Consider the following 24,690-nt stretch of genomic DNA (forward strand, 5'->3'; position numbering starts at 1 on the left):
ATCGATTACCATGGTAGTCGATCGGCGCCATTTGACGCGCTCTTTTCCGCGGAGCCGGCCCAAGCGTGTCCGGCATCATGCCGATCCTTGCATGAAAGCCAGTGTTTCCGCACGCGTCGGTGCGCCAAGACGTCCGCCAAAGCGCAGGCATTTCAGGGCGGCGGCGGCGCTGGCCACTGCAATGGCCCGCTCTTCGTCCCAACCTTCGGACAGACCGAGGGCGAAGGTGCCGTGAAACACGTCGCCTGCCGCCAGGGTGTCGACGGCTTCGACCCGCGGCGACGGCAGATGACGGACATCATTGCCGCCCGGGTGCTGGAATGCGGTGCCGTTCGCCCCATCGGTGACCGCGACGAAGGCGCCGGTCCGTTCGCCGAGAATGGCGACGGCGGAACCGGCGGATATCTCCGGACCGCAAAGGATGCGCGCCGCCGGCAGTGAGGCAACGACATGCGAGGCGAGCGGCAGCAGCCGGTCGAGCACCGGTCGCGACGCGACATCGGCGTCAAGGATCGCCGGAATGCCGCATTCGCGGGCTTTAGCAAGCGCCAGGGCGGCGGCTCCGGGCCAGCGGACATCAACCAGCACGGCGTCGAACCGGGAAAAATCCGCGGGCGGAAGACGGTCGGGATCGGCTTGCGTGACGGCATCGTAGAAGGGCACGATCATGCGCTCGCCGGCGGCATCGACCAGGATCGTGGCAATGGCCGAGCGGCCGCCCTCGACCCTGCGCACAAGCGAACAGTCGACCCGCTCCGCCTCCATCTGGCCAATGACATCGCGGCCGACGGCATCGTCGCCGACGCTTGCCCATAGCCAGACCTGCCCTCCCTGGCGGCTGGCCGACGCGGCGGCGCTTGCCGCCATGCCGGCCGCGATCTGCACGGCCTCGCTTGGCAGGAACTTGCCGGTGCCGGAGGGCAGGACATCGAGGCGCAAGATCGTGTCGTAGGTGAGCGCGCCGACGCAGAGCAGGCGGGGCGCCGTCATTGCAGCCGGTAGCCGCGCTGATGGGCAATCGCCGTCATCACGCCTCTCAGTTCGGCAAGGCCGCGAAGACGGCCGATCACGGGGTAGCCGGGATGGGTGTGCCGCGCGGCGTCATCGATCAGCTCGTGGCCATGATCCGGGCGAAACGGCAGCAGCGCCGCCGGTTCGCCGGCGTCGCGGCGGCGTTGCTGCTCGTCGAGCAAGATCGAGACCACCGAGACCATGTCGACATCGCCGCTCAGATGCTCCGATTCCATGAACGAGCCGTCCGGGTCCTTGCTGACGTTGCGGAGATGCACGAAGTTTATCTTGTGCGCAAAGCGCCTGGCGATGGCGGGCACGTCATTGGCCGGGTTGGCGCCCAGCGACCCCGTGCACAAGGTGAGGCCGCTATGGGCCGATGGCACCGCGTCCAGGATAAGGGCGATGTCGTCGGCGTTCTTGACGATCCGGCACAGGCCGACGAGATCGCGCGGCGGGTCGTCCGGGTGGATCGCCAGCGTGACGCCCGCCTCTTCGGCGGCCGGCAACACGTTTTCGAGAAAACGGACGAGGTTCTCGCGCAGCCGGTCGTGCGACAGGCTCGACTGCTCGGCAACCACTTCGCGCAATTCCGCTATGTCGTAGCGCTTGAAGGCGCCCGGCAGGCCGGCCATGATGTTGGCGAGCAGACGCTCTTTTGCCGTGTCCGGCGTCGTCTCGAACCATTCGCTTGCCCGCTGGAGAACATCGGACGCATAGTCGCGCTCCGATCCCTTGCGCTGCAGCATGTAGCAATCGAATGCGGCAAGCTCGTGCATGTTCATGCGGAGCGCCCGTCCGCCGCCCGGCAGCGGCGCAGCCAGGTCTGTGCGGGTCCAGTCGAGGATCAGCATGAAGTTGTAGCAGACCGTGCGCACGCCGCAGGCGCCGAGATTGCGCAAGGTCTGCCTGAAATTGTCGTAGAGCCGGTCAAGATCGCCGCGGCCGAGCTTGATGTCTTCGTGCACGGGGACGCTCTCGACGACGCTCCATTTCAGGCCCATCGCCGGATCCGCCTCGATCAGCGCCTGGCGGTGCCTGATGGCGTCGATCGGCCAGACTTCGCCGTAAGGGATGTCGTGCAGTGCCGTCACGATGCCGGTCGCGCCGGCCTGCCTGGCATGGGCAAGCGTTGCCGCATCGCCCGGGCCAAACCATCGCCACGTCTGCTCCATTCGGCCCCCAACTGCGGAATTCCCCGATGACCGGTGGTGTATTGGATGCTACCATGGCAGTCAATCGATTGCAGTTCGGGGACCCTGCGAGATACCGTCGGGGGCGGCTTTGCTCCTTGAAAAGACTGCAACGACACCTGGCGTTCAGATCGAACGGCTACGCAAGGTCCGAGTTTCGGCTGGCCCAAATCGCGCCGCGTTCGAACATCGTGCGCATTTGCGGCACGGCGAACTCATCGGCGGTGTGGCCGAGCGCGCTATAGAAGACGCGGCCCTTGCCGTAGCGGCGCTTCCAGACGACCGGCATGACGACGCCGGCGATGAAGTCGAGATGCTCGCCGGTAAACGTCGTTGTCGCCAGCACCGCGTTGGTCGGATCGACATGCATGTAATACTGCTCAGAACGGTAGGCGAAACTATCGATGCCTTGCACGATCGGATCGTCTGGCCTGGTGATATCGACGTGATAGTCGATGATGTTGCCGGGATGGGCGACCCACTGGCCGCCGGTCATGAACTGGTATTCCGGCTCGTTGCGGAAGCTGTCGCACATCGTGCCGTGAAAGCCCGCAAGGCCGGTGCCGGCCCCGACGGCGCTGGTCAGGTTTTGCAGCTCCGGCTTTTCGATCGTCGACATGGTGATCACCGGGACAATGAGATCGAGCTTGCCCAGTTGCGGATCGGCGAGTGCCGAGGTCCCCTGCTCCAGCCGCACGTCGAAGCCGTTGCCGGTCAGCATCTCCTTGACGATTTCGGCGCTTCGGGCCGGGGTGTGACCTTCCCAGCCGCCCCAGAAAATCAGTGCCGTCTTGCTCATCGCATTATTCCCTATTCCAGAATTCCGAAAGGCAGATCGGCGTGCATCGGCGCCGGCCGGGCGCAGCCATATCTCAGGTCGATACGCTGGCCTATCTCTGCTGAAGAGATGATCGATTCCATGATTTCCAGGACATGGAGGGAAAGATCGAGGCTGGCGCGGTGTTGCCTGCCGGAGACGATCGCCTGCGCCATGTCGGCGAGGCCGAAGCCCCGGTAATTGCCGTCGCCATAGGAATGGATCTGATCGGCCACCGTCCAGTCGCCCTTGCGCTGGCTCGTCCTGACGTCGCCCTGGAACTGGTTGGGGTCGGAGACGATCATCGAGCCGGTGGTGCCGTAGAGTTCGATGTGATTGTGTTCATGCTTCCAGACGTCGAAGCTGGTGGTGATCGAAACCGCCGCCCCGTTCTCGAATGCGAGCAGGCCGGAAATATGGGTCGGCACCTCGACCTGGATGGTTTCGCCCTGGCGCGGTCCAGAACCGATGGTACGAGTGGCATAGGATGACTTCGCCTGCCCGGTCACCGACTTTACCGGGCCTAGGAGATTGACCAGGCAGGTCAGATAGTAAGGTCCCATGTCGAGCATCGGCCCACCGCCGGGCTGATAGTAGAAATCTGGATTGGGATGCCAGAGCTCGTGGCCGGGCACCTGCATGAAGGCAGAGCCGGCGACAATGCTTCCAACGGTGTCCTCATCGACCAGCCGCCGCGCCGTCTGGTGGGAGCCGCCAAGAAAGGTGTCGGGTGCGCAGCCGATACGCACGCCCTTTTCGCGTGCGGCCGCGACGAGCCGCTCCGCGTCGCTGAGCGTCGTTGCTAGCGGCTTCTCGGAGTAGACGTGCTTGCCTTGCCCGACAGCCTGCAAACCGACCGGCACGTGATGCTGCGGCGTGGTCAGGTTGAGCACGATCTCGACGCGGGGATCGGCTAACAGCGCCTCGATCGGCATGGCAGCCAGGCCGTAGGCCGCTGCCTTGGCCTCAGCTGCCGTCCGGTTGATGTCGGTGACGCCGACAATGTCGAGCACCGGGAATTGTGGCGACGCCTTCAGATAGGCGTCTGAAATGTTGCCGCAGCCAATGATGCCGACACCGATCCTCCGCATGGGCTTCTCCTCAAAAGGCGGCATTGATGAAACAGCAGAACTCGTTTGTCACCCCCTTTTCGGCCAGGCGATGTTGTCCCGTGAAAAGGATTTACCTCGAGAGCCTCAGAACCGCGGCCCGATCACAATCGCGCGCCTATGCGCGAGCCGCTTGCTTTCGAGGTCGAACGCCCGGTACTCAGCAACACTGCTTCATGTAGCTTGCTCGACATTCTTGATGCCGGCGTTGAGCACTGCACCGATTTTCACCGGTAGAAGGACGCACATGATCCGCCCACAAGGAACCATCGCACCGATCCTGACGCCGTTCGAAAACGACGGCCGCATTGCCCGCGACCTCTGGATATCACACGCCAAGTGGGTGCTGGATCAGGGAGCGCATTTCCTGTCGCCGTTCGGTACCACGGGCGAGGCGTTGTCCGTCTCGTTGCGCGAGCGCATGCAAGCGCTGGAGTGGCTGGTCGAGGCCGGCATTTCGCCAAGCCATCTGATGCCCGGCACCGGTGTCACAGCACTTGCCGAAACCGTCGAGCTGACGGCGCATGCGGTCGGTCTCGGCTGTGCCGGGGTGATGGTGCTGCCGTCGTTCTTCTATACGGCCGCCGGCGACAACGGACAGGCCCGCTACTACAGCGAGCTGATCGAACGGGTGGCGAACCCGGCGATGAGGATGATCCTCTACCACATCCCGCAGAATTCCGGCGTACCGGTGAGCCCGGCGCTGACCGCCCGGCTGAGCGAAGCGTTTCCCGATGTCGTGGTGGCCTACAAGGACAGTGCCGGTGACTGGAACAACACCGCGGCGGTCATTGCGGCAGCCCCAAAGGTCGCGGTGTTTCCGAGCTCGGAAGCACAGCTGACGAAAGGCCTCGCCAACGGTGCTGCGGGGTGCATCTCGGCGACGGTCAATCTGAATGCGGCAGCGATCCGGGCCCTCTATGACGCAACGCTGGCGGGAGAGGACATTACTGACGCGGAGGCCGGCATCAAGGCGTTCCGCAAAATCATCCAGGATGCCGGCCTCATCGCTGCGATGAAGGCGGTCCTGTCAGCACGATCGGGCGACAGGCGCTGGCTGAACCTGCGCGCGCCGCACGAGAATGCAACGCAGACCAGCGGCGAAGCTTTGCTCGCCGCTCTCGGCCCGCTAGCCGACCATATCGGCCGGAGCTGACTATCGGGCAGCGTTCAGGGCGGCAGCAGCGCGTATCAGCGCCTTGAACGCATTCTCATTTATAGCCTCGCCCTCACGGATATCGATGGCGCGCCTGGTGTTGCCTTCGAGGCTGGAGTTGAACAGGCCTGAAGGGTCCTGCAGCGAGGCGCCCTTTGCGAAGGTCACTTTCACGACGTTCTTGTAGGTCTCGCCAGTGCAGATTATTCCGGCGTGCGACCACACCGGAACGCCTCGCCACTTCCACTCCTCGACCACTTCCGGGTCGGCCTGCTTGACGAGAGCGCGGACATGCGAAAGCGTCTGGCCTCGCCAATCGCCCAGCTCGCTGATCCTCGCATCTATCAGCTGAGAGGGAGAGTTGCCTGCATTTCCTTCCATCGAGCCACTCTTCATCGTCATTGTCGCTTTCCCTAGGGTTGTTGCCGCTCGCCCGTCACATGAATACCGCTAGTCGGCACCTGGTTTGCGGGAATGACTGGCATTCCCACTCACATTCGCTCGCCCGGCAATTGGCTGGCTTGCTTCACCCAGGCGGCCAGTTGAGTTTCGTCCAGCTGGTCGTCCTGGCGGATATCGAGGTAGCGCACGTCCTTGTGCTTGGACTCGCCTGGAGGGACAGGATGCAGCGACGCGCCGCGGAAGAAAGCCAGCTTGATGTACTTTGTGAAGCAATGGAAGTTGAGGAACCAGCCTTGACCCTCTACGCCATAGAAGGGCGAGTTCCATTTGACGGCCTTGCGCACGTTGGGCACGCTGCGCACGATGAGCGCGTCGAGGCGGCGCCCGACGTCGCGTTTCCAGCCCGGCATGGCCGCGATGTAGGCTTGCACAGGGGCGTCGCCATCGGCCTTCGCTATCTGCGGGTTGCCGCCTGCGAGGAGGACCGGCTTGGCAGCGGCAGGGTTGGCGGCGGGCTTCTTCGCGACCGCCAATGACCTGATGGACGTCTTGTTGGCCATGCGTTCACTCCAATGCGCCGGTGCCCCCTGCGTTGCGCCACTTGGGAGCGTAAGGCAGCACGAACATGTACAGACCGGTAAGCAGGAGCAAGCCGAGCGGAAACAGCGGCAAAAGGTATACCCAGTAGGCGGGTTCCTTGCCTGCTCCCAGGCTGATGAAGATAGCGGCGACGACCGCCGCAAAGATAATCGACAGCCAGCGGTGGATCTGCCGAACCCATTTGTTCCAATCCATTGAGACCTCCTCTGAAGACGAACCGAAGCGGATCGGCGGCCCGTTTGGCGACTCCCGCCGGGCAGCCACGCCACTGAACGCGTGCCTTACCAGCGCGCCAGCTGGGTGATTTGAACGACATTGCCGCAGCCGTCGTTCAGCTGGGCGATGGTCGAGCCGGTTACTTCGGTCGGCGGCATGGTGAATTCGGCGCCGCGCGCTTTGATACGCTCGTAGTCGCTCTTGATGTTGTCGCTGAAGAACATGACCGCGGGCTGGCCCTGCTGGAACATGGCTTTCTGGTAGGTCTTTGCGGCCGGGTTGTCATTGAGCGCGAGTTGCAGCTCGGCACCGTCCGGCTCGTCGGGTGATGCGACGGTCAGCCAGCGAAACGGCCCATTGCTGAAATCGGCCTTCTTCGTAAAGCCGAGCGTTTCGGTGTAGAAGCCAAGAGCCTTTTCCTGGTCATCCACGTATACTTTGGTCAACTTGATCTTCATTGGCTTGCTTCCATTATCGCCCCGTCGTGTGCCGCTCTGCAGTAACAGAGCCCCTGCTTGAATAGCCGCTGGCGGATCTCAGTCCGTTCGCGCCAGAACCTGCTCCAGATCGTCAAAGAACCTCGGCCAGCCGACTTTGGCACCCCGGAAGTAAGGCTGCTGATCCTGCCGGAAGCCCGACTGCTCCATGCGCAAGCGGACCCCGGTACTCGTGGGGGTGAGGGTCCAGGAGACGACACTCTTGAGATCCTTGGTATCCCACGTGTAAGTCAGCGTTCTGTTCGGCTCGACCGTCTGGACCTGACATTCGACGGAGCCCCAGGCTGCGTGAAGATTAAAACGGTGGTCCGCGACAGGCTTGAAGTCGTTTTTCATGAGCCACTCCTCGATCAAGTGTGGTTGCGTGAGCGCGCGCCAGATCTTCTCAGGCGGATAAGCGATCTCCCGTTCGACAATAACGGAGAGTGTTTCGGTCGCCATTTCGTTCACTGGTCCATCCTTTTGAGCAGGTCTTCGAGGTCGTCGAACCGGCTCTGCCAGAACCCGGTCATCTGGCTTGTCCAGTCGATCAGGGGGGCAAGCGCAGCAAGCTGCGCGCTATAGTGGGTCTGTCGTCCTGCATGGCGGTGGCGCACCAGCCCGGCCTGTCTCAAAACGCCGAGATGTTTTGACACGGCCGGTTGCGAAATTCCGGCCTGAGCCGTCAGAGCCCCGACCGTCTGCTCTCCCTCACGACACAGCCGCTCAAAAATAGCGCGCCGAGTCGGATCGGCAAGCGTTCTGAAGAGCACATCGTGAGCGTTTGGCATTGGGATCGATAACCCTTCGGCTATTGATCGATGTATAACCACCGGGATATGTATGAGTCAAGCGGAAAGCGGCATAATTCTCGTTGCAGGAGCGATCACCTGCTTCGCTCACGCAGCCAGTTGCTCATTCGCCTTCGCACGTTAGTGCAAGGATGCCGAGCGACACGATCAGGAAGGCGATCGCCCGTTTCAAGAAGTGGAATGAGAAAATGGTCGCGCCGCGACAGTCGCAGACCTGAGGGTCGGCCTTGTGCCAAAGTACTCTGCGCTGGAATTGTCAAGCGTGATGCGCTATATGACCATCTACATAGTCAGGAGCGTGACATGGACGCGGTCAATCTGGCGGACGCCAAGGCACATCTGAGCGAACTCGTTGACCGTGTCGAGGCTGGAGATTCGATCGACATCACCCGGCGTGGCAAGCCGGTCGCCCGACTCACAGCCGTGGCCCGCCCCCGCAGGCGGATCGACGCCGTCCTGCTCCAATCCCTGACCGCAACCATGCCTCTGCAGGCTCAGGCGGCCGCCGATCTGGTGCGATCGATGCGAGATGGCGATCGCTATTGATGCTCTATCTCGACACCTCGCTGATCGTAGCAGCGCTATCCAACGAAGCCATGACCGCGCGCGTTCAAGGCTGGCTGGCGGAGCAGGACCCAGCGCAACTTGTGATCAGCGACTGGACCATCACCGAGATGTCCTCCGCCATGGCGATCAAGCTTCGGACCGGACAGATGGACCTGGAGCAGCGCGCAGCAGCGCTCGCGATGTTCAACAAGCTGGTCGCCGAGAGCTTCACCGTGCTGCCGGTGACGGGCGGGCATTTTCGGGTCGCCGCGAAATTCGCCGATCAGCATACGCTCGGGCTTCGTGCTGGCGACGCCCTGCACCTCGCGACGGCATCCGAGCATGGCGCCACGGTGCGAACCCTCGACCAGCGGCTCGCCGAGGCAGGACCGATACTCGGCGTGCCGACGCAGTTGCTGGCATGATCAAGGCTCCTTCTTCAAATGCATATGTCCCGAGTTGCCTTGATCTCGACCACTTCTGGATATACATTTCTCTAGCGTATATCTAGGAGAGGAAGTGGCATGCAGGTCGCCAAATGGGGAAACAGTCTTGCGGTCCGCCTTCCCGCCGCTGTGGTCGAAGCGCTTGAACTCAGGGAAGGCGATGAGATCGAAATCCATGTCGCTGACGCCCGCCAGCTTGGCGTCGCGCGGAAGCCCGGGCGCGAGGAGTTGCTGAAGCGTCTCCGCGCCTTCCGTGGTCGGCTCCCCGCTGACTTCAAATTCGATCGGGACGAGGCGAATGCCCGTTAGTTTTTTTGATACCAATGTCCTTCTTTATATCGCGTCAAGCGATACGGCGAAGGCTGATCGGGCCGAGGCGGCCATCGCTGCTGGCGGGGCGATCAGCGTGCAGGTTCTCAACGAACTCGCCAACGTCGCGCGTCGGAAGATGCAAATGTCATGGACCGACACGCATGCGCTGCTGACCATGCTGCGCGGCCTGTTGACGGTTCATCCGCTCACGCTCGAGACCCACGAAACAGGATTGAGGCTCGCCGAGCGGTACAGCCTTTCCACCTATGACGCGATGATCGCGTCCGCGGCGATTCACGCTGGCTGCGATACACTTTTGTCAGAGGATATGCAGCACGGAATGGCGCTCGACGATGGCTTGCGCATCGTTAATCCCTTTCGCGTTGCGAGCTGATCGGCTTATTGAAGGAGCTCGCCGCGAGCGCACTGGCTGCTTTCGGTGATACCGAGCGGCGCTTCAGGCACGGAGAGCGATGCTTCAACCACAAGCGTCGGCGCGGGCGAGGAGAAAGGCCGCTTCACGTACGTTGCGGGTGAGCTTGGCCGCCGCCTCGAATTCGGCGCGGGCCTCGGCCAGCCGGCCGGCCCGAAACAGAAAGTCGCCCCTCGCTGCCGGCAATGGCGCATAGTTGCGCAGGGCGGCGGCGCCGGCAATCTCGTCTACCAGCCGCAGGCCCGCCTCAGGCCCGAAGGCCATGCTGTGGGCGACCGCTCGATTGAGATCGACCACCGGCGAGGGCATCACTGCTCGCAGCCGGTCGTAGAGCGCTGCGATGCGGGGCCAATCGGTATCGGCCGGACTGCGCGCCCGCGCATGGCAGACTGCAAGCGCGGCTTGTAACGCATAGGGGCCATCGCCCCCGAGAGCTTCGGCGCGGGCCAGCGCGTCAAGGCCTCGGCGGATCAGCAGTTGGTCCCAGCGTGCGCGGTTTTGCTCGGTCAGGGTCAAGAGGGCGCCGTCCGGCCCGATGCGTGCGGGCAGGCGCGATGCCTGGATTTCCATCAGAGCCAGCAGGCCGAACACTTCGGCATCCTCGGGCATCAGCCCCGCCAGCATACGGCCCAGCCGTTGTGCCTCCAGGCACAGGCCCGGCCGGACAAGGTCGTCGCCGGCCGTGGCAGCATAGCCTTCATTGAAGATGAGATAGATGACCTCCAGCACCGAGGACAGACGCGCCGCACGCTCGGCACCGCGCGGCACCTCAAAGCTGAGCCCGGCCTTTCCGATCGTCTTCTTTGCGCGGACGATGCGCTGGGCGATCGTCACCTCGCTCGACAGGAAAGCACGGGCGATCTCGTCCGTCGTCAGACCGCCGATGACACGCAGCGTGAGCGCCGCGCGGGCGTCGGCCGAAAGTACAGGGTGGCAGGCTGTGAAGATGAGGCCCAGCAGCTCGTCGCCAAGATCGTCGTTGATAGCCATTTCGATCACCTCGGCCGCGCCGTTGCACTCGCCGTCAAGCTCCCGCGCGATCTCCTCATGCTTGCGCCCGCGCATCTTGTCGCGACGGATCGCGTCGATGGCGCGGCGTTTGGCGGCCGTCATCAGCCAAGCGCCGGGATTGGCCGGCACGCCGGCCTTGGACCATTCGGACAGGGCTATGACCAGGGCGTCTTGCACCAGTTCCTCTGCAAGGTCGACATTGCGCACGAGGCGGACCAGACCCGCGATGAGTCGGGCCCGTTCAATGCGAAAAATCGCTTCGATCGCCTGGTGCGTCTCGCCTGCAGTCATGCTGCCTTGTCGGCCAAAGCCATAACGGAGGCAAGCAGATTGCGGCCGACAGTCTCGGTTGCCGCTGAGCTTCTCGCGCGTTCGGTCATGGATTTCCGTGACCTCCGGCATCAGATTTTCATTGCCAATCAGCCATCTCGTACAGCGGCCGGATTTCGATCTCGCTCGGTCCCGGCATGGGATTGGGGCAGCGCTTCACCCAGGCGACCGCCTCGTCCATATCCTTGACTTCCCAAAGCCAAAAGCCGGCGACCAGCTCGCGGGTCTCGGCGAAAGGCCCGTCGATGACGGTGCGGCGGGAACCATCAAACGCAAGGCGCTTGCCCTGCGAGGAGGGCTTGAGGCCGTCGGCGTCGAGCAAGATGCCGGCATTGCGCAGCTCATCATTAAATCTGCCCATCGCCTCCTTAGCCTCGGGCGTGGGGAGAAAGCCCTTTTCGCTGTCCTCGGTAGCCTTCACGAGCACCATCACACGCATCGTCTGTCTCCTTGTTTGAGCCGGCCTCATAGGCCGGCATCGGAACGACGAACGGAGTTTAGGAAATCGACATTGTCCTGCAAATTTTTTTCGACGGTTGAGGCGCGGGACGCCAATGGCCGCTTCCGGGTCAGGAATCGCGACGGTGCGATATTGAGATTGGGCGCTTGACGGGCGCCCGAGTCACAAGCTCGAACACGAGTTTCATGAACGCCTTGATCGGGCGAAGCTCCTGCTACCCTTCAGACGGCCGCGAATGAACCTGTGAACCGGCTTGTGATCGGCAATCCGTAGCGGCATCAGGCGTCATCCGGCTGAAACTCCGTCTTCCGAGACGATCCCCGCGCCCAGCCGCGTTCGTTGCGCTGCTCTTGGACCTGACACGCATGAGTGACCCGCCTAAACCATTTCGGGACGTTTTGAAGCCTCGCGGATCGCCTTGTGCACGCTGCGCTGCAAATCCATGAAAGCCGGGGTTTCCATGACCTCTTCCCGGCGCGGGCGCTCGATGTCGACATTGAAGGTCTGCATGATGCGTCCCGGGCCGATCCCCATCACAACGATGCGGTCCGACAGGTAGACCGCCTCTTCCACATCATGGGTGACGAAAAGCACGGTCAGCCTGTGCTCCTCCCAGATCTGCGTCAGGAGTTCCTGCATATGATGCCTGGTCAAGGCATCGAGCGCGCCAAAGGGCTCGTCCATCAGAAGCATTTTGGGTCGATAGGAAAGAGCACGCGCTATAGCCACACGTTGCTTCATGCCGCCCGAAAGCTCAGACGGATAGCGATTGGCGCTGTGCGGGAGCTTGACCAGATCGAGATGCTCGCGTGCTATCCTGCGGCAGGTCGCGCGATCATGACCCGCGGCCTTGAGCGCGAACTCGATATTCTGCTGCGCCGTCAGCCAGGGAAGCAGGGTGTAGGACTGGAAGACGACGCCGCGGTCGAGACCCGGCTGCAGGATCGGCGAGCCATCGATGGCAAGATCTCCCGCGTCGAAATCCTGCAGTCCGGCAACGATCGACAGCAGCGTGCTCTTGCCGCAACCCGACGTGCCTACCAGCGAGACGAACTCGTTGTCGGCAAGATCGAGATTGATATCGCGCAACACTTCCGTGCGCCGCGCGCCCGTGCCGAAGCTCTTGTGGAGACCTTTGATCCCCAATTTGGGCAAACTCATCGGCCCGGCCTCATTGCACGTGGCCCTCCTGCCGGAACAACACTTTTCCCAGTGCCTTCATGACCTGGTCGGTGATGAGACCAAGCACGCCCAGCAGCAGGATGTAGCCGATGATGGTGTTTGTCTGGAAATAGCGCTGGGACACGGTGATGCGGTAGCCGAGGCCTGATGTCGCCGCGACAAGTTCCGCCAACACCAGCCAGGTCCATGCCCAGCCGAGACTGATGCGCAGCGTATCCCAGATGCCTGGCAAGGCGCTGGGAACCACGATGCGCGTCAGGATCTTGCGATCCGGCAGGCCGAGCGTCCTGCCAAGGCCAATGAAATCAGCGGGAACCCGCTTCACATTGTCCATGATCATCAGCACCTGCTGGAAGAAGGTGCCGATGAAGATGATCAGGAACTTCTGCGCATCGCCCGTCCCGGACCACAGGATGGAGAGGGGCACGAACGCGACCACCGGCATGTAGCGGATGAAATCCACAAGCGGCTCGATCGCCGCTTCCCAGGTCCGGAAGCTGCCGATCAGCACGCCAATCGGAATCGCCAGGGCCGAGGCGATGAGGAAGCCAATGGAAATACGGTATATCGAGGTCCTGAGATCCAGCCACAGCGTGCCGTCACCCGCGAGCTTGCCGAGTTGGGTCACCACGCTTCCCGGCGAGGGCAGGAAAATCGGCTTTACCAGCCCCAGCCCCGTTGCCGCCCACCAGGCGAGGCCGAGGCCGGCAAAGACGGCCACCGCTATCATCAGGAAGCGCGAGCGTGCGATAGGCGCGCCGATCCCGGAGGATCGGCGACGGCGCATCGGCTGTTTGGTCACCGGCCCCGGTGCTGCGTGAGACGGGCTTGGCTTGGTCGCACGCTGCTCGGACATTTGCGTCACCACCGCGAGCCGGCCCTCGTCATTTCGCGGCCTTGACGAATGACGGGTCGATCATCTGCTCCGGCGTCACGTCCGCCTGAAGCAGCCCGGCGTTCTTGGCGGCCGCCTCGACATCGGCGAATGTCTTGGTGGAAAATTCGCCCGTCAGCGCATCCTTGTTTTCGGCGAGAGTATAGTAACGCACGCCATCAAAGGCGGTGTTGAGGTCTTCGACGCTCGAACCGACCGCCTTGGAGATGATCGCCCGGCCGTCGGGCGTGTCGGCGTTGTAGGCCTTCAGGGCCGCATCCCAGGTCTTGATCATGGCAAGCACCTGGCCGGGACGCGACTCGATCACCTCATCGCGCACCACGAACACGTCGCTGATCAGGCCGGGATCTTCGCCCGCGGTGAAGAGCAGCTTGACATCCTTGTTCTGCGCCCTGGCCGCGGTGAGATAGGGCTCATAGGTAACCGCGACCGGCACCTGGCCAGCGATCAACGCACTGCCGGCATCCGCCGCCGGCATCGGAACCGGCTGGACATCGGCGATGGACATGCCGTTCTTGGCCAGCGCGTATTTGAGCAGGATGTCGCTCGTCGTGCCTTCCTCGAAAGCGACCTGCTTTCCCTTGAGGTCAGCGACGGAGGCGATGTCCTTGCCGGCGATCATGGCGTCCGCCGTCATGCTGACGTCGAGCAGAAGCACGATCTTCACCGGCAGGCCGGCCGCAACCATGCCCATGGCCGTGTGGGTCGCGATATTGGCGGCATCGAGCTGGCCGCTGGCCAAGGCGGCGTTGATGTCCTTGTCCTCGGCGAAGTTCACGATCTGTACGTCGGACAGCCCGTTTGCCTTGAACAGACCCTTGGCTTCGGCGACGTGCCACTGGCCGTAGCCAAGCCATGGCTCGATGCCGATCTTGAATGTTCCTGCCTCAGGCGTCGCCGGAATGGTTGTATCGGCCGCGTAGGCCGCCGGGGCGAACCCGACGGCAGCAACCATAACGAGTGCCCGAAATTGTCCTGCTAGGTTACGCATCGTCTTGTTCCCCTTGATGATCAGGCCGCTTTTTTTGAACCAAACATCCGGCCTGGTGAGAATGCGGGCTTCTGCTCTTGCGGCACCGTGCCTCGGCATCTTAGCGTCAGTTCAACCGAAGTGCGACGACACTTCAACGTCAGCAACAGCGGATGTCAAGGCTAAATACATACATGCATATACAAGTCAGACCTCTCTGAATCGCTTCACTGCGATCAGGTTTTTTTGGACGGAGAATACCGACTGCCAAGCGAGTAGCGGCTTCCAACGTAAGTCAGCTTGCTGATCGTGGCAACGACGGCGCCCGTCCATGTCCGGCGATGCAGAAGCAGGCAGCAGCTGCCGGCATCGATGCCCAGATGCCGCGCCGTTTCGGCATCGGCAGGGGTCGCCGAAATGATATGCTCGACCTCCGTCACCGGGGTTTTCTGCATGAGATAGTCGTAGGTTGCTGTCCTGGAAAAATCCTGCTTGTCATAGTCGGGTATCAGGCCCGGGTTGACGAAGCGCTCTTCCAGTTGCACAGGCAGGTCGTTCTCGAAGTTGACGACAATGGAATGATAGATCGACGCGCGCTTTGCGAACTCGAACGAAAGCGCGAGTTCCTTTGTCGGCATGATCTCTTCGAGGACGATAACCGCGGAGCGATGCCTGTTTCCCCGCGCGACAATTTCCGCTGCGATGTTGTTGATTTCGATCAGTGCGGATTGCGGTCGAGGTGGCGCGATGAATGTGCCGACGCCCTGGAGCCGGATCAGAAAACCCGCAGAGGTCAACTCCCGCAAGGCACGATGGACCGTCATCCGAGACACGCCGAGTGTCGCCACGAATTCATTTTCGGACGGCAGCTTCCGATCCTTGCTCCATCGCCCCGTTCCGATGTTCGTCAGGATGTAGTCCTTGACCTTCTCGTAAAGAGGGCTGGCGGTGTCGGGCAAAGTGATCATTTCAAAAATCCTTTCCGGCAACGTTCGGAAATCACACGCGCCCGGCAGACCGCATCCGGATGATTGTTTTCAAGCTATCGCCCTGCCCCGCCAACAGCCGCTCATAGGCTGCGGGAACATCATCCAGACCGATCTCGCGGTCGATCAGTTCGACCATGGGCTCGGTCAATTCGCCGAGCATCCGGATGGCGTCGGGAAGCTCATCTGCAAAGGCGTGGCATCCCAGCAATGTGATTTCGCGTTCAACCAGGATGTTGGGATCGATATCGAGGCGCCCATGGAATATGCCGACCATCGCAACGGTGCCGCCGGCATCGAGAACGCCGAGCAGCTGGCTGAGTGCTGCGATACTGCCGGTCGCTTCGACGGCAGCGAGCAAGGGGGCATCCGCGGTCGCCGCGGCAATGGCGTCCCGGTTCAAGTCGACGATGCTGGCGTCTGTCACCCGCGCCACCCGGGCGCATCGGCCAGGGTTGCGATCGGCGACGAGCACGGTACCTGCGAAGGTTCGAGAGAGCAGCAGCGCGGCAAGACCGCCAATGGTGCCGCAGCCGACGACAAGAACGGAGCCGACCGTTTTCGGCAGACGCCGCACTGCATGCAACGCTACAGCCAGCGGCTCGGCCATCGCCGCGACCCGTTCGTCAAGCGCGGTATCGACGACGTGCAGCAGGCGTGCGGGCAGGACCGCTTGTTCGGCAAATCCGCCGTCGCATATTTCGCCAACAAAGCCCAGCGACGTGCAAAGATGCCGCCTGCCTGCATGGCATTGCGCGCACTCTCCGCACCAGAAGCGGGAATCGGCGACCACTCGGTCGCCAACAGCGACGGTATCCACGCCCTCGCCGATGGCGATCACCGTGCCTGTCAGTTCATGGCCTGCCGTCGAAGGCGACCGGCTTATCCACTGGCCCGTGCGGAAGTTGTGGAGATCGGAACCGCAGATGCCTGCGGCATCGACCCTCAGCTTCACCCAGCCCACCTCGGGAGCGCCTGGCGCGGCGATGTTCTCGACGCGCAAGTCGCCGGGTCCATGGAGTCGTGCCGCCCTCATCATCATCGTTTCCGCTCAGCCGGCGAGATAGCGATCGCGGATCTCCGAAACCGCGTTCTCGTGCGAGCTGAACCCTTCGTAACGGGCGAGCCTGCGGGCATGCAGTGCGAGTTCCGGATAGGCGGCCGAGGTCACATAGCCGACTGATGATCTCTTGACGAAATCCGTCACAGAAAGCGGTCCGAAGGTTCGCGCCCACCGGCTGGTCGGCAGCACCGCATTGGGCCCGAGGACGAAGTTGGCGAGGGTCACCGGGGTATGCGGCCCCATGAGGATCTCGGCGGCTTCTGTGATACGTCCGAGATGCGCAAATGGCTCCGTTGACAGAATCTCGAGATGCTCCGGCGCATAGTCGTTGATGAAGCGGTAGCTGTCCTCCAGCGATTCGGTCAGCACAATACCGCCGCGTTTTCCGGTGAGCACGGCGCGCGAGAACTCCACGCGCTGTTCGGTCATCCGGGACCAGTGTTCCGGTATCGCAATCAACGCGGCTTCGGCGACCTTGCGGCTGTGCGTCACCAGATAGGCGGACGAATCCGGCCCGTGCTCGGCCTCGATCAACAGGTCAAGAGCGGCCAGGCCGCCGTCGATGCTGTCATCGGCAAAGATGATCGCTTCGGACGGACCGGCGGGGAGACCCGTGTTGACGATCGGGGACAACACGCTCTTTGCCGCCACTACCCACGGGCTCCCCGGTCCGACGATCTTGACGGCGGGCTTCACAGTCTCGGTTCCATAGGCGACAGCGGCAACCGCATGGGCGCCGCCGCACTTGTACACGGTCTCCACGCCGGCGAGGCGGGCGGCAACCAGCGTCGCGGCATCGACGGAACCATCCGAAGTCGCAGGCGTCACGATCGCGATCTGCGGAACCCCGGCAATCACCGCTGGAACCGAGGTCATCATCGTCACCGAGGGGAAGGCGCCTTTGCCGCGCGGAACATAAAGCGCAACCGAAGCGATCGGTGTGTATCGGTCACCCGCATAGGCGCCAGGCCGAACTTCCTTGAGCCACATCGTCTCCGGGCGCTGCTCCTCGTGGAAATGCCTTATGTTCTCGATGCCAAACCGGATACTCTCCACGACATCCTTGTCGACCTTGTCGAATGCCGCATCGAACTCCGCTTCCGAAGCTTTCAGTCCACCGTCGGCAACATCGGCTTTGTCGAGCTCGCGCGCAAACCGGAGCAAGGCCGCGTCACCTTCATTCTTGACGGCCTGGATGATTGGACGGACCTTTTCGATGAAGGAAGACAGATCTCCTTCGGCGCGTTTAAGTAAATTGGCGCGCTGATCGACACTGAGGGATGACAGGCGGTGGAAGCTGACGTCAGACATGGCGGCTCCTTTTCTTAGTACGCAATCACGGTTAGCGCTTGTCGATCACTTCTGGGACACGTCTCCAGTCCCTGAAGCCTTCAAATCGATGCGAGAAAGCCTCCATCCACGGGAATGGACTGGCCCGTTATGTAGGCTGCCGCATCCGAAGCGAGGAACACCGCGATTCCGTGCAGGTCCGAGAGATCACCAAAACGGCGCTGCGGAATCTTGGCGAGCATCGATTGCTGCCATGCCTCGTTGCTGTAGAACACGTCTGTCATCGCTGTCCTGAAATAGCCAGGCGCGATGGCGTTGACCCGGATCCCGAGATCGGCCCACTCCGCCGCAAGCGCCCGCGTCATGCCGAGGAGGCCTGATTTCGACGAGCCGTAAGGCACCGCCGTGGGAATCCCGACCTCGGAGGTCAACGAGCAGAGATTGATAATGACGCCGGGCCGTCCGGCGTCTCTCATCTGCCGCGCGGCGGCTTGGGCGCAGAAGAAGGCGCCTTTGAGATTCGTATCGACAATCCTGTCCCACAAGGCCTCGTCGACATCGAGCGAGGGGCGGACCTCTTCCACACCCGCATTGTTGACGAGAATATCGAGACCTCCGAGCAGGCTGCCGGCCTCGGCTGTCGCCGCCCGGCATTGGTCGACATCGGTGACGTCCAGGGCGATGGCATGCGCGGCCCCGCCGGCAGTGCGGATGGCGGCCACCGTCTCCTCGAGCGAGGCCACGCTGCGCGCCGTGATCGCGACGTCGGCGCCGGCTGCGCTGAGCGCCTCGGCGATGCTGCGCCCGATGCCACGGCTTGCGCCGGTTACAAGCGCCTTCCTGCCTGACAGGTCGAAGAGAGATGCGTTGCGCATGTCATCCTCCTTGGTAATGTCGCGCTTGGACCGATCGCGTCGAGACTATCCGAATGCAGCTTATCTATACAAGCATGTACATCATGGCGGTAGTGCGCCATGCGGAACTTTGCTTGTCAGAGCGGCAGCGTATTGGCCGGCATCGGACCGGTCTGCGCGGTTCGCCGCAGCCCATCTGGAGTTCATCGGGAGGATAGATGAAGCGCGCAGTAGACCACGACGCGATGAGCGTGGTTGGTTATACCACCCCCTGGAGTGCCAAAGCAGGCCAGCAGATCAACCTCAGCCTGTCATGCGATCGGCCGATAAAGGCCACACGAATTTGCCGACTCGACAAGCCGGCTCCGGAATTTCTGGCCTGGCCCATCGAAGCGGTGGGTGAACCACGGCATCGGCATTTCGACCAAGGGTCGTTCCTGTTCGTGCGAGCCGGCGAACTGGCCAAAGTACAAGCCGTCCACGGCATTCGTTTTGAGCTGTTCCTCACGCGCAACGGAGGTGCGCGTACGATCCTGGAAGCAGGCGCCCTCAAGCTGCGCCTCCGCGACGGCGCATTTGCCCTGGAAATCGGCGGCGAAACCTTTGTCGAGAGGAAGGCGCCAACTGGTGTGTGGCTCACTGTCGAGTTGGATCTGCGGCAGGAGCAGCCGCGTCTGCGGATCAAATCGCATGATCTCCTCGCGCCTTACGAACTTCGTGAAGGTTTTGGCAGCCCTGCGCGGAACCTTCAAGCGCACGGCATCCATTTCGGCGCAAGTGCTACTCACCACGAACCTACCCTCAACGCGAAATTTGCCGCGATCCGGCTCGAGACACCGCAGGGGACCATTGCCTGGGATTTCCCGACGCTGTTACCAACGCAGCCGATCCTGTCGTCGGGCAGAGCAGATCCGCTGCTCCTCGATGTGATCAATCAGCCAGCCTTCTGCATGACTTCGGCACGCTGGGACGGATCGAGCTTCGAACCTCGCTTCGTGCCGTCGCACTACGACGCTATCCATTGCCACGACGACGACATCGGCCCGCTTGAGTGGCCGGCATCGCACTGCGTGACAATCCCTGAAAACGCACGCCCAGGCGTCTACGCGTTCCAGATCGAATGGGAGGATAGCTACGAACGCGTGGTGTTCTTCGTCACCTCATCACAGGTTTCGTCGCCGCTGTTGTATCTCGTGCCGACGGCCACCTATCTCGCTTATGCGGACGAATATCTCCCAGATCATCTTTATGAATGGAAAAGCGACGACCGGGGACATCGCTTCGCGGTCGCCAACAATCTGAAGTCTCTTTACGACTACCACTCCGACCTTAGCGGCGTTTCTATCTGCTCCTACAAAAAGCCGAAAGTGACGCTCAGGGACGATTACGATTATCCCCTCTGCGGCTGCCCACACAATTTGCCGGTCGATCTGCACTTCCTCCGATTCTGCCACGACAATGGAATCGTGTTTGACGTCATGACCGATCATGATTTGCACGAATGCGGTATAGACGGTCTGCGTGGACACCAAGCGGTCGTCACCGGCAGTCATCCCGAATATATGTCGATCGAGATGGAGCAGGCGCTGCGGCAGTTTGTGGCCGAAGGCGGCAGCATCGCCTATCTCGGCGGAAACGGCTTCGCCGCCACTGTGGCTTTCAAGGACGATCTGATGGAGCTGCGGCGCTCGCCGCTGGAGGCCGGCCGCACGTGGGACGGCCCGGTCGCCGAACAAGCGCTGTCGATCACCAACGAACCAGGCGGCTATCTCCGCTCCCGTGGCCGCGGCGAATTCTCGCTGATCGGTGGCGCGATCTCACTGATGGGATTCGAAGGCGCACGCCCCTTCACGCGCACTGACGAAAGCCATGAAGCAGGATGCGCATGGCTGTTCGAAGGCGTTGAAAATGCGACCTTCGGTTCGGACGGCATCGTGCTGGGCGGTGCCGCGGGCTACGAAGTGGATGCGACGGATCCAGCCCTCGGCACATCCGCGGACACCGTCGTGATCGCGCGTGCGACGGGATTTCCCGACAGCTTCTTCCAGGATCCGACGCGCTGGTGCGAGGGCGGGGATACGCAACGCATCGCCCGCCGCTGCGCCGAAATGACCCTGCGAAAGCTCGCAGCAGGCGGCTTGATCTTTTCGGCAAGCTCGGTTGCCTGGTGCGGCGCGCTGCCAGCCGCAGGCGCCATGAACGATGTCGGCAGGATCACGTTTAATCTGCTTAACCGCCTCGGCGCGACGAAAGGAGAACCCGGCCGAGAAAATCGATAAGCTGATTGGTCTCATTACGAGAAAGACCGCATCCTCAAGTCGCTGAGCCCAGCCTTCAACCGCGCAATGCGGCCGCGACGAGGCTTTGCATCGAAGTGGTCGGACGACCGATCAGCCGCCCGAGGGCGCCTCCGTCATCGAACAACGCTCCGCGTGAGGCTGCGGCGTCGGTATCGGCCAGAAGCGCAGCGAGGTCGGCCGGCAGCCCGGCCCCCGCCAACACATCCTGATAGGCGGCTTGGGAAAAATCGTTGTAGGCGATAGCCTTGCCCGACTGCCGCGAGACCTCCGCCGCAAGCTCGGCGAGCGTAAAGGCTTGGTCTGCGGCGAGCTCGTACGTCTTTCCCGCATGGTCGTCGGTCGTCAGCACCACGGCTGCGGCCTCGGCATAGTCCCGCCGTGCTGCGGACGAGAAACGCCCGTCTTTCGCGGCGCCGACGAAGGCGCCGTGCTCCAGAGCCGCCGGAAGCGCCAGCAGATGGTTCTCGGTGTACCAGCCATTGCGCAGGATGACGGCGGGAACGCCCAAGTCCGCGATGACCTCCTCCGTCTGCCGGTGCTCGATTGCGAGCGTTGCGGAAGACGTGTCGGCATGCAGCATGCTGGTGTAAGCGATCAGCGAAACTCCGGCGCGTTGGGTTGCCTCGATCACCGCCCGATGCTGCGGCAGGCGGCCGCTGACCTCGGTCGACGAAATCAGTAGCAGTTTCTGGACGCCGGCGAAGGCCGGGGCGAGCGTGTCGGGACGGTCGTAGTCCGCCTCCCTTACGATCACACCGAGCTCCGCCAGATCGCTGGCCTTTGCCGGATTGCGAACCGCCGCGACGATCCGGTCGGCGGGAATGGTCTTCAGCAGTGCCTCGATCACGAGACGGCCAAGCTGTCCTGTTGCTCCAGTTATTGCATACATCGTTCAGTCCATTTCGTGGTTGTGTGATTGGAGAGCCTTCGAATAGCGGCCATCGTTACCATTGGAAACCACGTATCTTGCGGTTACCGCCATTTTCCGGTAACCAACTGGAAACTCCTCGAGAAGGGTGTGCGATGGTTCTCAAGGCGCGAAAGAAGGTGAAGGCTCCCCCCGGCTGCCCCATGTCGAGATGCATGGCGCTGCTTGGCGGCTGCTGGACACCCGAGGTGCTCTGGTCCCTGAGCGAAGGCCCGCGTCGGTTCTCGGAACTCCGCCGCGATATCCCAGCCGTTTCGGCGAAGGTACTGACCAGCAGACTGCGGGATCTCGAGGAGCGCGGCGTCCTCGGTCGCAACGTGATGGCGACCTCGCCGCCGACGGTGGAATATGAGCTGACCTCGTTGGGGCAGGAGCTGCTGCCGGCTATCAGGTCTATCGTGGAGGTCGGGTCGCGCCTGCTGCTCGGTGATTCTGTTCTTTAGAGAATCGCGAGCACATCAGAGAATCGCGAGTTTGTGGCGTCGACACTACTTTCGGCCTGCGCTTAACAGCGAGGATGACGCTTGATGTGCGTGTTGATCTGGTGGTGGAGCAGTTCCGCCCGCCCAGGTCAGCGTTCAAAATAGATGGCCAACCTTAGCCTCGGGTCATCATTTCGGACTGAAAGATACGGAGCGCCAAAGGGTGGTAATGCGCAGTGACTTGGGCCCTCCAGGAGTCTAAGCTAGCATGCTTCTGCCAGCACGAAGAAAAAACCGCCGCATGCCCCGCTTTCTTGCCGTCTACACCATGAAGCCCGAAGACCTCGCCCGCTTTCGCAGCCTGCCTAAGCCCGAGCAGGATACGATTGATGCCGTCGGCTTACAGCTGTGGGCGGACTGGGAGGAGAGAAATGCCGCATTTTTCCCCGATCGCGGCGGCATGGTCGGTAAGACGAGGCGCGTTACCAGGGACGGCATCGCCGACGCCGTGAACCCTTTCTGCGGCTATATTGTCGTCGAGGCCGATACCATCGATGCCGCCGCCCGCCTGTTCGAGAACCACCCGCATTTCACCGTCTTCCCAGGAGACGGCGTGGACATCATGCCCTTCCTCACCGACCCTGCTCCGACTTGAACATCCGCTAATCGCTTGCGATTTACCAAAAGGGGCGGCCGGCAACGCAGCCCACTCGGTCTCCCCTTGCACGCCGCCAGCCCGTCTGTTAAATACTGAACCATATGGTTCAGTATTTAATGCCCCACCTCGATGCCTCATTCGCCGCGCTCTCGGACGCCACCCGGCGCGGCGTTTTGGAGCAACTCGGACGAGCAGACGCCTCGATCACGGACCTTGCCGAAAAGTTCCACATGACCCTCACGGGCATGAAGAAGCACGTCGGCGTCTTGGAGAAGGCGGGGCTCGTCACCACGGAGAAGGTTGGGCGCGTGCGGACCTGCAAGCTTGGCCTACGCGCACTGGAGGAAGAGGCGGCATGGATCGAGAGGCACCGCCAGCTCTGGGACGCACGCTTCAACGAGTTGGACAAGGTTGTCGAGGAATTGAAACGGAAGGAGAAAGTCGATGGACGAAACAAGAGCTAGTGAGCCCACCCCCATGCAGAACCGCACGATGGTGGAACGGAAGTCCGACCGGGAGCTGGTCGTTACGCGAACCTTTGACGCGCCGGCACGCACCGTGTTCGAGGCTTGGACCAAGCCCGAGCTGTTCATGCGGTGGTGGGCACCGAAGTCGATGGGCATGTTCCTGCGTTCCTGCGAGATGGATGTTCGTGTCGGGGGCAGGTACCGTTTGGTATTCGGCCACGATGCCTCAAACCCTGACGAGTTCTTCGGTAGGTATATCGAAGTGACACCGCACTCGCGCCTCGTCTGGACCAATGACGAAGGTGGTGACGGTGGACCCATCACCACGGTGACCTTCGAGGAAATAGGTGGCAAGACGCTGCTGGTCATGCACGAGCTCTATCCCTCAAAGGAAGCTCTCGACGCTGCCGGCACCGGGGCGGCGGATGCGATGGGCGAGACGTTCGAGCAACTGGACGAGCTTCTCGTCACGCTAGGCGCGAGCGTGCGACGGTGATGAAGTCGTCGATCTCCCGGTCGGCAGCCTGGATCTTCAACTAGGCGGAAGAGAACCCCGACGAGATCGTCGCCGCCCTCTGTGAACCTACGAGGCCAATCATCAAACTCATTGAGGTTTCGCCAACTATCGGGACCAATCGAGTGATTTTCGCACCTCGCGACGTTCGGCGACGCGCTCAGGTCGTCTCAAAAAGGACCGTCACCGCCCCAGCTAAGGCATTAGCCAGAGGCCATAGCGATCGACAAGTAACCGGTGTTGCACACACTCTGCCGCAGGCGGTGTGTTGTGAGCGCTGGCGTCCACTCGATTCCTGCCGAAATTCCGGCTAGCTTGGGCGATAGATGGCTCAGTTCTGGTCGGTGAATCATAATCAGACCGCCCGTCAAGAGATTGATGGGCAGCACTTTTGGTCCCCCAAGACCGAGAGCAATGGCGCGCGAAATGAGTTCTACAACAACATGCGCCGTGCGACGCCCGGTGACCCTGTCCTTTCGTATACCGATCAAGCAATTGACTATATGCGCAGGATAGCGGAATTCGCTTTCACCGCTCGGAAACCAATCAAGTTCGGAGAGGCCTTATTGGAATCAAGAGCGATGACTTCTGCCGATCTTTTGGACACCGCTTTCCCCTTCGATCCCCAAAACAACAACAGGGAGTCTCGACCCGCTCCCGCCGAGGCGATATTCGCCAATCCATCTAGTTTCGGACTCAGGCAATCAGAAAGTTATCTGACAGGCATTCCACAGAAGTAATACAAATTGAAAATCGCGGCCTCATGTTTCAAAACCAGGATGGTTTCGAAGCCGGCGGGTCGCTCACGGTCCTCAAAGCGAGAATTCTAAG

General features: G+C 61.9%; 31 protein-coding genes. 11 read left to right on the forward strand and 20 right to left on the reverse strand.

All coding sequences use genetic code 11. The features are described from left to right. Positions 1 to 75: 75 nt before the first annotated feature. The 4 genes from NKH89_RS17740 to NKH89_RS17755 all read right to left on the reverse strand — a co-directional run bounded on the left by NKH89_RS17740 (position 76) and on the right by NKH89_RS17755 (position 4,112). Positions 76 to 990: a PfkB family carbohydrate kinase gene (locus tag NKH89_RS17740; protein ID WP_352909427.1), complete on the reverse strand. Its 915-nt coding sequence runs from the start codon at positions 988 to 990 to the stop codon at positions 76 to 78. Continuing rightward, positions 987 to 2,186, reverse strand: a complete 1,200-nt coding sequence (uxuA, locus tag NKH89_RS17745) for a mannonate dehydratase (protein WP_352909429.1) — start codon at positions 2,184 to 2,186, stop codon at positions 987 to 989. Before uxuA ends, NKH89_RS17740 begins: the two co-directional genes overlap by 4 nt. A 157-nt stretch (positions 2,187 to 2,343) precedes the next feature. Beyond that, positions 2,344 to 3,003 (reverse strand): ThuA domain-containing protein, encoded by a 660-nt coding sequence (locus NKH89_RS17750; protein ID WP_352493889.1) that lies wholly within the window; start codon positions 3,001 to 3,003, stop codon positions 2,344 to 2,346. Positions 3,004 to 3,014: 11 nt separating this feature from the next. Continuing rightward, on the reverse strand, positions 3,015 to 4,112 hold the full coding sequence (locus NKH89_RS17755) for a Gfo/Idh/MocA family protein (RefSeq protein WP_352909431.1): 1,098 nt from the start codon (positions 4,110 to 4,112) through the stop codon (positions 3,015 to 3,017). 265 nt (positions 4,113 to 4,377) lie between these two features. Between NKH89_RS17755 and NKH89_RS17760 the strand changes: the two genes are divergently transcribed. Continuing rightward, positions 4,378 to 5,286: a dihydrodipicolinate synthase family protein gene (locus tag NKH89_RS17760; RefSeq protein WP_352590435.1), complete on the forward strand. Its 909-nt coding sequence runs from the start codon at positions 4,378 to 4,380 to the stop codon at positions 5,284 to 5,286. Here NKH89_RS17760 and NKH89_RS17765 read toward each other — a convergent pair whose 3' ends face one another. From NKH89_RS17765 to NKH89_RS17790, 6 genes are all read right to left on the reverse strand, one after another. Beyond that, a complete protein-coding gene (locus NKH89_RS17765; RefSeq protein ID WP_352482862.1) occupies positions 5,287 to 5,688 on the reverse strand; it encodes a DUF1801 domain-containing protein in 402 nt (133 codons plus the stop codon). Between the two features lie 89 nt (positions 5,689 to 5,777). Further along, entirely contained in the window at positions 5,778 to 6,248 is a 471-nt protein-coding gene (locus tag NKH89_RS17770; RefSeq protein ID WP_023716564.1) for a DUF1801 domain-containing protein, read from the reverse strand. Positions 6,249 to 6,252: 4 nt separating this feature from the next. Next, positions 6,253 to 6,483 carry a hypothetical protein gene (locus tag NKH89_RS17775; protein WP_023716563.1) on the reverse strand — a complete coding sequence of 77 codons (231 nt, stop codon included), beginning with the start codon at positions 6,481 to 6,483 and terminating at the stop codon, positions 6,253 to 6,255. An 86-nt stretch (positions 6,484 to 6,569) separates the two neighbouring features. Further along, positions 6,570 to 6,962, reverse strand: coding sequence for a VOC family protein (locus NKH89_RS17780; protein ID WP_352482865.1), 393 nt, complete (start codon positions 6,960 to 6,962; stop codon positions 6,570 to 6,572). A 78-nt stretch (positions 6,963 to 7,040) separates the two neighbouring features. After that, entirely contained in the window at positions 7,041 to 7,442 is a 402-nt protein-coding gene (locus NKH89_RS17785) for an SRPBCC family protein (protein WP_502896903.1), read from the reverse strand. 5 nt (positions 7,443 to 7,447) lie between these two features. Beyond that, complete coding sequence (locus NKH89_RS17790; protein ID WP_352482867.1) at positions 7,448 to 7,771, reverse strand: ArsR/SmtB family transcription factor; 324 nt, start codon at positions 7,769 to 7,771, stop codon at positions 7,448 to 7,450. Positions 7,772 to 8,095: 324 nt separating this feature from the next. On the opposite strand from NKH89_RS17790, the gene NKH89_RS17795 reads away from it, so the two are divergent. The 4 genes from NKH89_RS17795 to NKH89_RS17810 all read left to right on the forward strand — a co-directional run bounded on the left by NKH89_RS17795 (position 8,096) and on the right by NKH89_RS17810 (position 9,490). Further along, positions 8,096 to 8,338 carry a type II toxin-antitoxin system Phd/YefM family antitoxin gene (locus NKH89_RS17795; protein ID WP_352845763.1) on the forward strand — a complete coding sequence of 81 codons (243 nt, stop codon included), beginning with the start codon at positions 8,096 to 8,098 and terminating at the stop codon, positions 8,336 to 8,338. Continuing rightward, positions 8,338 to 8,763 carry a type II toxin-antitoxin system VapC family toxin gene (locus tag NKH89_RS17800; RefSeq protein WP_352855283.1) on the forward strand — a complete coding sequence of 142 codons (426 nt, stop codon included), beginning with the start codon at positions 8,338 to 8,340 and terminating at the stop codon, positions 8,761 to 8,763. Before NKH89_RS17795 ends, NKH89_RS17800 begins: the two co-directional genes overlap by 1 nt. 99 nt (positions 8,764 to 8,862) lie before the next feature. Further along, positions 8,863 to 9,093, forward strand: coding sequence for an AbrB/MazE/SpoVT family DNA-binding domain-containing protein (locus NKH89_RS17805; protein ID WP_023676182.1), 231 nt, complete (start codon positions 8,863 to 8,865; stop codon positions 9,091 to 9,093). Further along, complete coding sequence (locus tag NKH89_RS17810) at positions 9,083 to 9,490, forward strand: PIN domain-containing protein (protein WP_352856208.1); 408 nt, start codon at positions 9,083 to 9,085, stop codon at positions 9,488 to 9,490. The genes NKH89_RS17805 and NKH89_RS17810 overlap by 11 nt, the downstream gene beginning before the upstream one ends. A gap of 84 nt (positions 9,491 to 9,574) precedes the next feature. Here the strand turns inward: NKH89_RS17810 and NKH89_RS17815 are convergent, their stop codons facing one another. The 9 genes from NKH89_RS17815 to NKH89_RS17855 all read right to left on the reverse strand — a co-directional run bounded on the left by NKH89_RS17815 (position 9,575) and on the right by NKH89_RS17855 (position 18,591). Continuing rightward, entirely contained in the window at positions 9,575 to 10,831 is a 1,257-nt protein-coding gene (locus NKH89_RS17815; protein WP_352816945.1) for an RNA polymerase sigma factor, read from the reverse strand. Positions 10,832 to 10,949: 118 nt separating this feature from the next. Further along, positions 10,950 to 11,309, reverse strand: a complete 360-nt coding sequence (locus tag NKH89_RS17820) for a YciI family protein (RefSeq protein WP_352909435.1) — start codon at positions 11,307 to 11,309, stop codon at positions 10,950 to 10,952. Positions 11,310 to 11,708: 399 nt separating this feature from the next. Beyond that, positions 11,709 to 12,491 carry an ABC transporter ATP-binding protein gene (locus NKH89_RS17825; RefSeq protein WP_352482875.1) on the reverse strand — a complete coding sequence of 261 codons (783 nt, stop codon included), beginning with the start codon at positions 12,489 to 12,491 and terminating at the stop codon, positions 11,709 to 11,711. A 10-nt stretch (positions 12,492 to 12,501) separates the two neighbouring features. Beyond that, positions 12,502 to 13,299, reverse strand: a complete 798-nt coding sequence (locus tag NKH89_RS17830; protein WP_245278504.1) for an ABC transporter permease — start codon at positions 13,297 to 13,299, stop codon at positions 12,502 to 12,504. Between the two features lie 97 nt (positions 13,300 to 13,396). Beyond that, positions 13,397 to 14,398 (reverse strand): ABC transporter substrate-binding protein, encoded by a 1,002-nt coding sequence (locus NKH89_RS17835; protein WP_352547393.1) that lies wholly within the window; start codon positions 14,396 to 14,398, stop codon positions 13,397 to 13,399. A gap of 215 nt (positions 14,399 to 14,613) precedes the next feature. Then, complete coding sequence (hutC, locus tag NKH89_RS17840; RefSeq protein ID WP_352547392.1) at positions 14,614 to 15,345, reverse strand: histidine utilization transcriptional repressor HutC; 732 nt, start codon at positions 15,343 to 15,345, stop codon at positions 14,614 to 14,616. A 31-nt stretch (positions 15,346 to 15,376) separates the two neighbouring features. Next, positions 15,377 to 16,399, reverse strand: a complete 1,023-nt coding sequence (locus NKH89_RS17845) for a zinc-dependent alcohol dehydrogenase (RefSeq protein ID WP_352895219.1) — start codon at positions 16,397 to 16,399, stop codon at positions 15,377 to 15,379. Between the two features lie 15 nt (positions 16,400 to 16,414). Continuing rightward, positions 16,415 to 17,737 carry a histidinol dehydrogenase gene (gene hisD, locus NKH89_RS17850; protein ID WP_352482878.1) on the reverse strand — a complete coding sequence of 441 codons (1,323 nt, stop codon included), beginning with the start codon at positions 17,735 to 17,737 and terminating at the stop codon, positions 16,415 to 16,417. 80 nt (positions 17,738 to 17,817) lie between these two features. Next, the gene (locus NKH89_RS17855; protein WP_023716546.1) at positions 17,818 to 18,591 is read right to left on the reverse strand and encodes an SDR family NAD(P)-dependent oxidoreductase; all 774 of its coding nucleotides are present in this window, start codon (positions 18,589 to 18,591) and stop codon (positions 17,818 to 17,820) included. Between the two features lie 197 nt (positions 18,592 to 18,788). On the opposite strand from NKH89_RS17855, the gene NKH89_RS17860 reads away from it, so the two are divergent. Further along, positions 18,789 to 20,849, forward strand: a complete 2,061-nt coding sequence (locus NKH89_RS17860) for a N,N-dimethylformamidase beta subunit family domain-containing protein (protein WP_352590449.1) — start codon at positions 18,789 to 18,791, stop codon at positions 20,847 to 20,849. A gap of 55 nt (positions 20,850 to 20,904) precedes the next feature. Here NKH89_RS17860 and NKH89_RS17865 read toward each other — a convergent pair whose 3' ends face one another. Further along, positions 20,905 to 21,759: an SDR family oxidoreductase gene (locus tag NKH89_RS17865; protein WP_352493880.1), complete on the reverse strand. Its 855-nt coding sequence runs from the start codon at positions 21,757 to 21,759 to the stop codon at positions 20,905 to 20,907. Positions 21,760 to 21,953: 194 nt separating this feature from the next. Here NKH89_RS17865 and NKH89_RS17870 point away from each other — a divergent pair, with 194 nt between their 5' ends. From NKH89_RS17870 to NKH89_RS17890, 5 genes are all read left to right on the forward strand, one after another. Next, entirely contained in the window at positions 21,954 to 22,241 is a 288-nt protein-coding gene (locus NKH89_RS17870) for a winged helix-turn-helix transcriptional regulator (RefSeq protein ID WP_245278483.1), read from the forward strand. Between the two features lie 280 nt (positions 22,242 to 22,521). Then, positions 22,522 to 22,875: a hypothetical protein gene (locus NKH89_RS17875; RefSeq protein ID WP_023716542.1), complete on the forward strand. Its 354-nt coding sequence runs from the start codon at positions 22,522 to 22,524 to the stop codon at positions 22,873 to 22,875. Between the two features lie 104 nt (positions 22,876 to 22,979). Further along, complete coding sequence (locus NKH89_RS17880; protein ID WP_023716541.1) at positions 22,980 to 23,342, forward strand: ArsR/SmtB family transcription factor; 363 nt, start codon at positions 22,980 to 22,982, stop codon at positions 23,340 to 23,342. After that, a complete protein-coding gene (locus NKH89_RS17885) occupies positions 23,323 to 23,841 on the forward strand; it encodes an SRPBCC family protein (RefSeq protein WP_352590452.1) in 519 nt (172 codons plus the stop codon). The genes NKH89_RS17880 and NKH89_RS17885 overlap by 20 nt, the downstream gene beginning before the upstream one ends. Positions 23,842 to 24,185: 344 nt before the next feature. Further along, positions 24,186 to 24,599: a hypothetical protein gene (locus NKH89_RS17890; protein WP_352590455.1), complete on the forward strand. Its 414-nt coding sequence runs from the start codon at positions 24,186 to 24,188 to the stop codon at positions 24,597 to 24,599. Positions 24,600 to 24,690: the final 91 nt, after the last annotated feature.

This window comes from Mesorhizobium sp. M0923 (assembly GCF_040319365.1).
Classification (GTDB): domain Bacteria; phylum Pseudomonadota; class Alphaproteobacteria; order Rhizobiales; family Rhizobiaceae; genus Mesorhizobium.

What these genes read in the sequence shown, in the direction of transcription:
- NKH89_RS17830 (WP_245278504.1), bottom strand. Translation starts at nt 13,299, where the DNA reads ATGCGCCGTCGCCGATCCTCCGGGATCGGCGCGCCTATCGCACGCTCG.
- NKH89_RS17780 (WP_352482865.1), bottom strand. Translation starts at nt 6,962, where the DNA reads ATGAAGATCAAGTTGACCAAAGTATACGTGGATGACCAGGAAAAGGCT.
- NKH89_RS17750 (WP_352493889.1), bottom strand. Translation starts at nt 3,003, where the DNA reads ATGAGCAAGACGGCACTGATTTTCTGGGGCGGCTGGGAAGGTCACACC.
- uxuA (WP_352909429.1), bottom strand. Translation starts at nt 2,186, where the DNA reads ATGGAGCAGACGTGGCGATGGTTTGGCCCGGGCGATGCGGCAACGCTT.
- hutC (WP_352547392.1), bottom strand. Translation starts at nt 15,345, where the DNA reads ATGATCACTTTGCCCGACACCGCCAGCCCTCTTTACGAGAAGGTCAAG.
- NKH89_RS17790 (WP_352482867.1), bottom strand. Translation starts at nt 7,771, where the DNA reads ATGCCAAACGCTCACGATGTGCTCTTCAGAACGCTTGCCGATCCGACT.
- NKH89_RS17785 (WP_502896903.1), bottom strand. Translation starts at nt 7,442, where the DNA reads ATGGCGACCGAAACACTCTCCGTTATTGTCGAACGGGAGATCGCTTAT.
- NKH89_RS17820 (WP_352909435.1), bottom strand. Translation starts at nt 11,309, where the DNA reads ATGCGTGTGATGGTGCTCGTGAAGGCTACCGAGGACAGCGAAAAGGGC.
- NKH89_RS17875 (WP_023716542.1), top strand. Translation starts at nt 22,522, where the DNA reads ATGCCCCGCTTTCTTGCCGTCTACACCATGAAGCCCGAAGACCTCGCC.
- NKH89_RS17855 (WP_023716546.1), bottom strand. Translation starts at nt 18,591, where the DNA reads ATGCGCAACGCATCTCTCTTCGACCTGTCAGGCAGGAAGGCGCTTGTA.
- NKH89_RS17805 (WP_023676182.1), top strand. Translation starts at nt 8,863, where the DNA reads ATGCAGGTCGCCAAATGGGGAAACAGTCTTGCGGTCCGCCTTCCCGCC.
- NKH89_RS17865 (WP_352493880.1), bottom strand. Translation starts at nt 21,759, where the DNA reads ATGTATGCAATAACTGGAGCAACAGGACAGCTTGGCCGTCTCGTGATC.
- hisD (WP_352482878.1), bottom strand. Translation starts at nt 17,737, where the DNA reads ATGTCTGACGTCAGCTTCCACCGCCTGTCATCCCTCAGTGTCGATCAG.
- NKH89_RS17760 (WP_352590435.1), top strand. Translation starts at nt 4,378, where the DNA reads ATGATCCGCCCACAAGGAACCATCGCACCGATCCTGACGCCGTTCGAA.
- NKH89_RS17835 (WP_352547393.1), bottom strand. Translation starts at nt 14,398, where the DNA reads ATGCGTAACCTAGCAGGACAATTTCGGGCACTCGTTATGGTTGCTGCC.
- NKH89_RS17755 (WP_352909431.1), bottom strand. Translation starts at nt 4,112, where the DNA reads ATGCGGAGGATCGGTGTCGGCATCATTGGCTGCGGCAACATTTCAGAC.
- NKH89_RS17815 (WP_352816945.1), bottom strand. Translation starts at nt 10,831, where the DNA reads ATGACTGCAGGCGAGACGCACCAGGCGATCGAAGCGATTTTTCGCATT.
- NKH89_RS17825 (WP_352482875.1), bottom strand. Translation starts at nt 12,491, where the DNA reads ATGAGTTTGCCCAAATTGGGGATCAAAGGTCTCCACAAGAGCTTCGGC.
- NKH89_RS17845 (WP_352895219.1), bottom strand. Translation starts at nt 16,399, where the DNA reads ATGAGGGCGGCACGACTCCATGGACCCGGCGACTTGCGCGTCGAGAAC.
- NKH89_RS17740 (WP_352909427.1), bottom strand. Translation starts at nt 990, where the DNA reads ATGACGGCGCCCCGCCTGCTCTGCGTCGGCGCGCTCACCTACGACACG.
- NKH89_RS17810 (WP_352856208.1), top strand. Translation starts at nt 9,083, where the DNA reads ATGCCCGTTAGTTTTTTTGATACCAATGTCCTTCTTTATATCGCGTCA.
- NKH89_RS17890 (WP_352590455.1), top strand. Translation starts at nt 24,186, where the DNA reads ATGGCTCAGTTCTGGTCGGTGAATCATAATCAGACCGCCCGTCAAGAG.
- NKH89_RS17800 (WP_352855283.1), top strand. Translation starts at nt 8,338, where the DNA reads ATGCTCTATCTCGACACCTCGCTGATCGTAGCAGCGCTATCCAACGAA.
- NKH89_RS17885 (WP_352590452.1), top strand. Translation starts at nt 23,323, where the DNA reads ATGGACGAAACAAGAGCTAGTGAGCCCACCCCCATGCAGAACCGCACG.
- NKH89_RS17880 (WP_023716541.1), top strand. Translation starts at nt 22,980, where the DNA reads ATGGTTCAGTATTTAATGCCCCACCTCGATGCCTCATTCGCCGCGCTC.
- NKH89_RS17775 (WP_023716563.1), bottom strand. Translation starts at nt 6,483, where the DNA reads ATGGATTGGAACAAATGGGTTCGGCAGATCCACCGCTGGCTGTCGATT.
- NKH89_RS17870 (WP_245278483.1), top strand. Translation starts at nt 21,954, where the DNA reads ATGGCGCTGCTTGGCGGCTGCTGGACACCCGAGGTGCTCTGGTCCCTG.
- NKH89_RS17770 (WP_023716564.1), bottom strand. Translation starts at nt 6,248, where the DNA reads ATGGCCAACAAGACGTCCATCAGGTCATTGGCGGTCGCGAAGAAGCCC.
- NKH89_RS17860 (WP_352590449.1), top strand. Translation starts at nt 18,789, where the DNA reads ATGAAGCGCGCAGTAGACCACGACGCGATGAGCGTGGTTGGTTATACC.
- NKH89_RS17795 (WP_352845763.1), top strand. Translation starts at nt 8,096, where the DNA reads ATGGACGCGGTCAATCTGGCGGACGCCAAGGCACATCTGAGCGAACTC.
- NKH89_RS17765 (WP_352482862.1), bottom strand. Translation starts at nt 5,688, where the DNA reads ATGACGATGAAGAGTGGCTCGATGGAAGGAAATGCAGGCAACTCTCCC.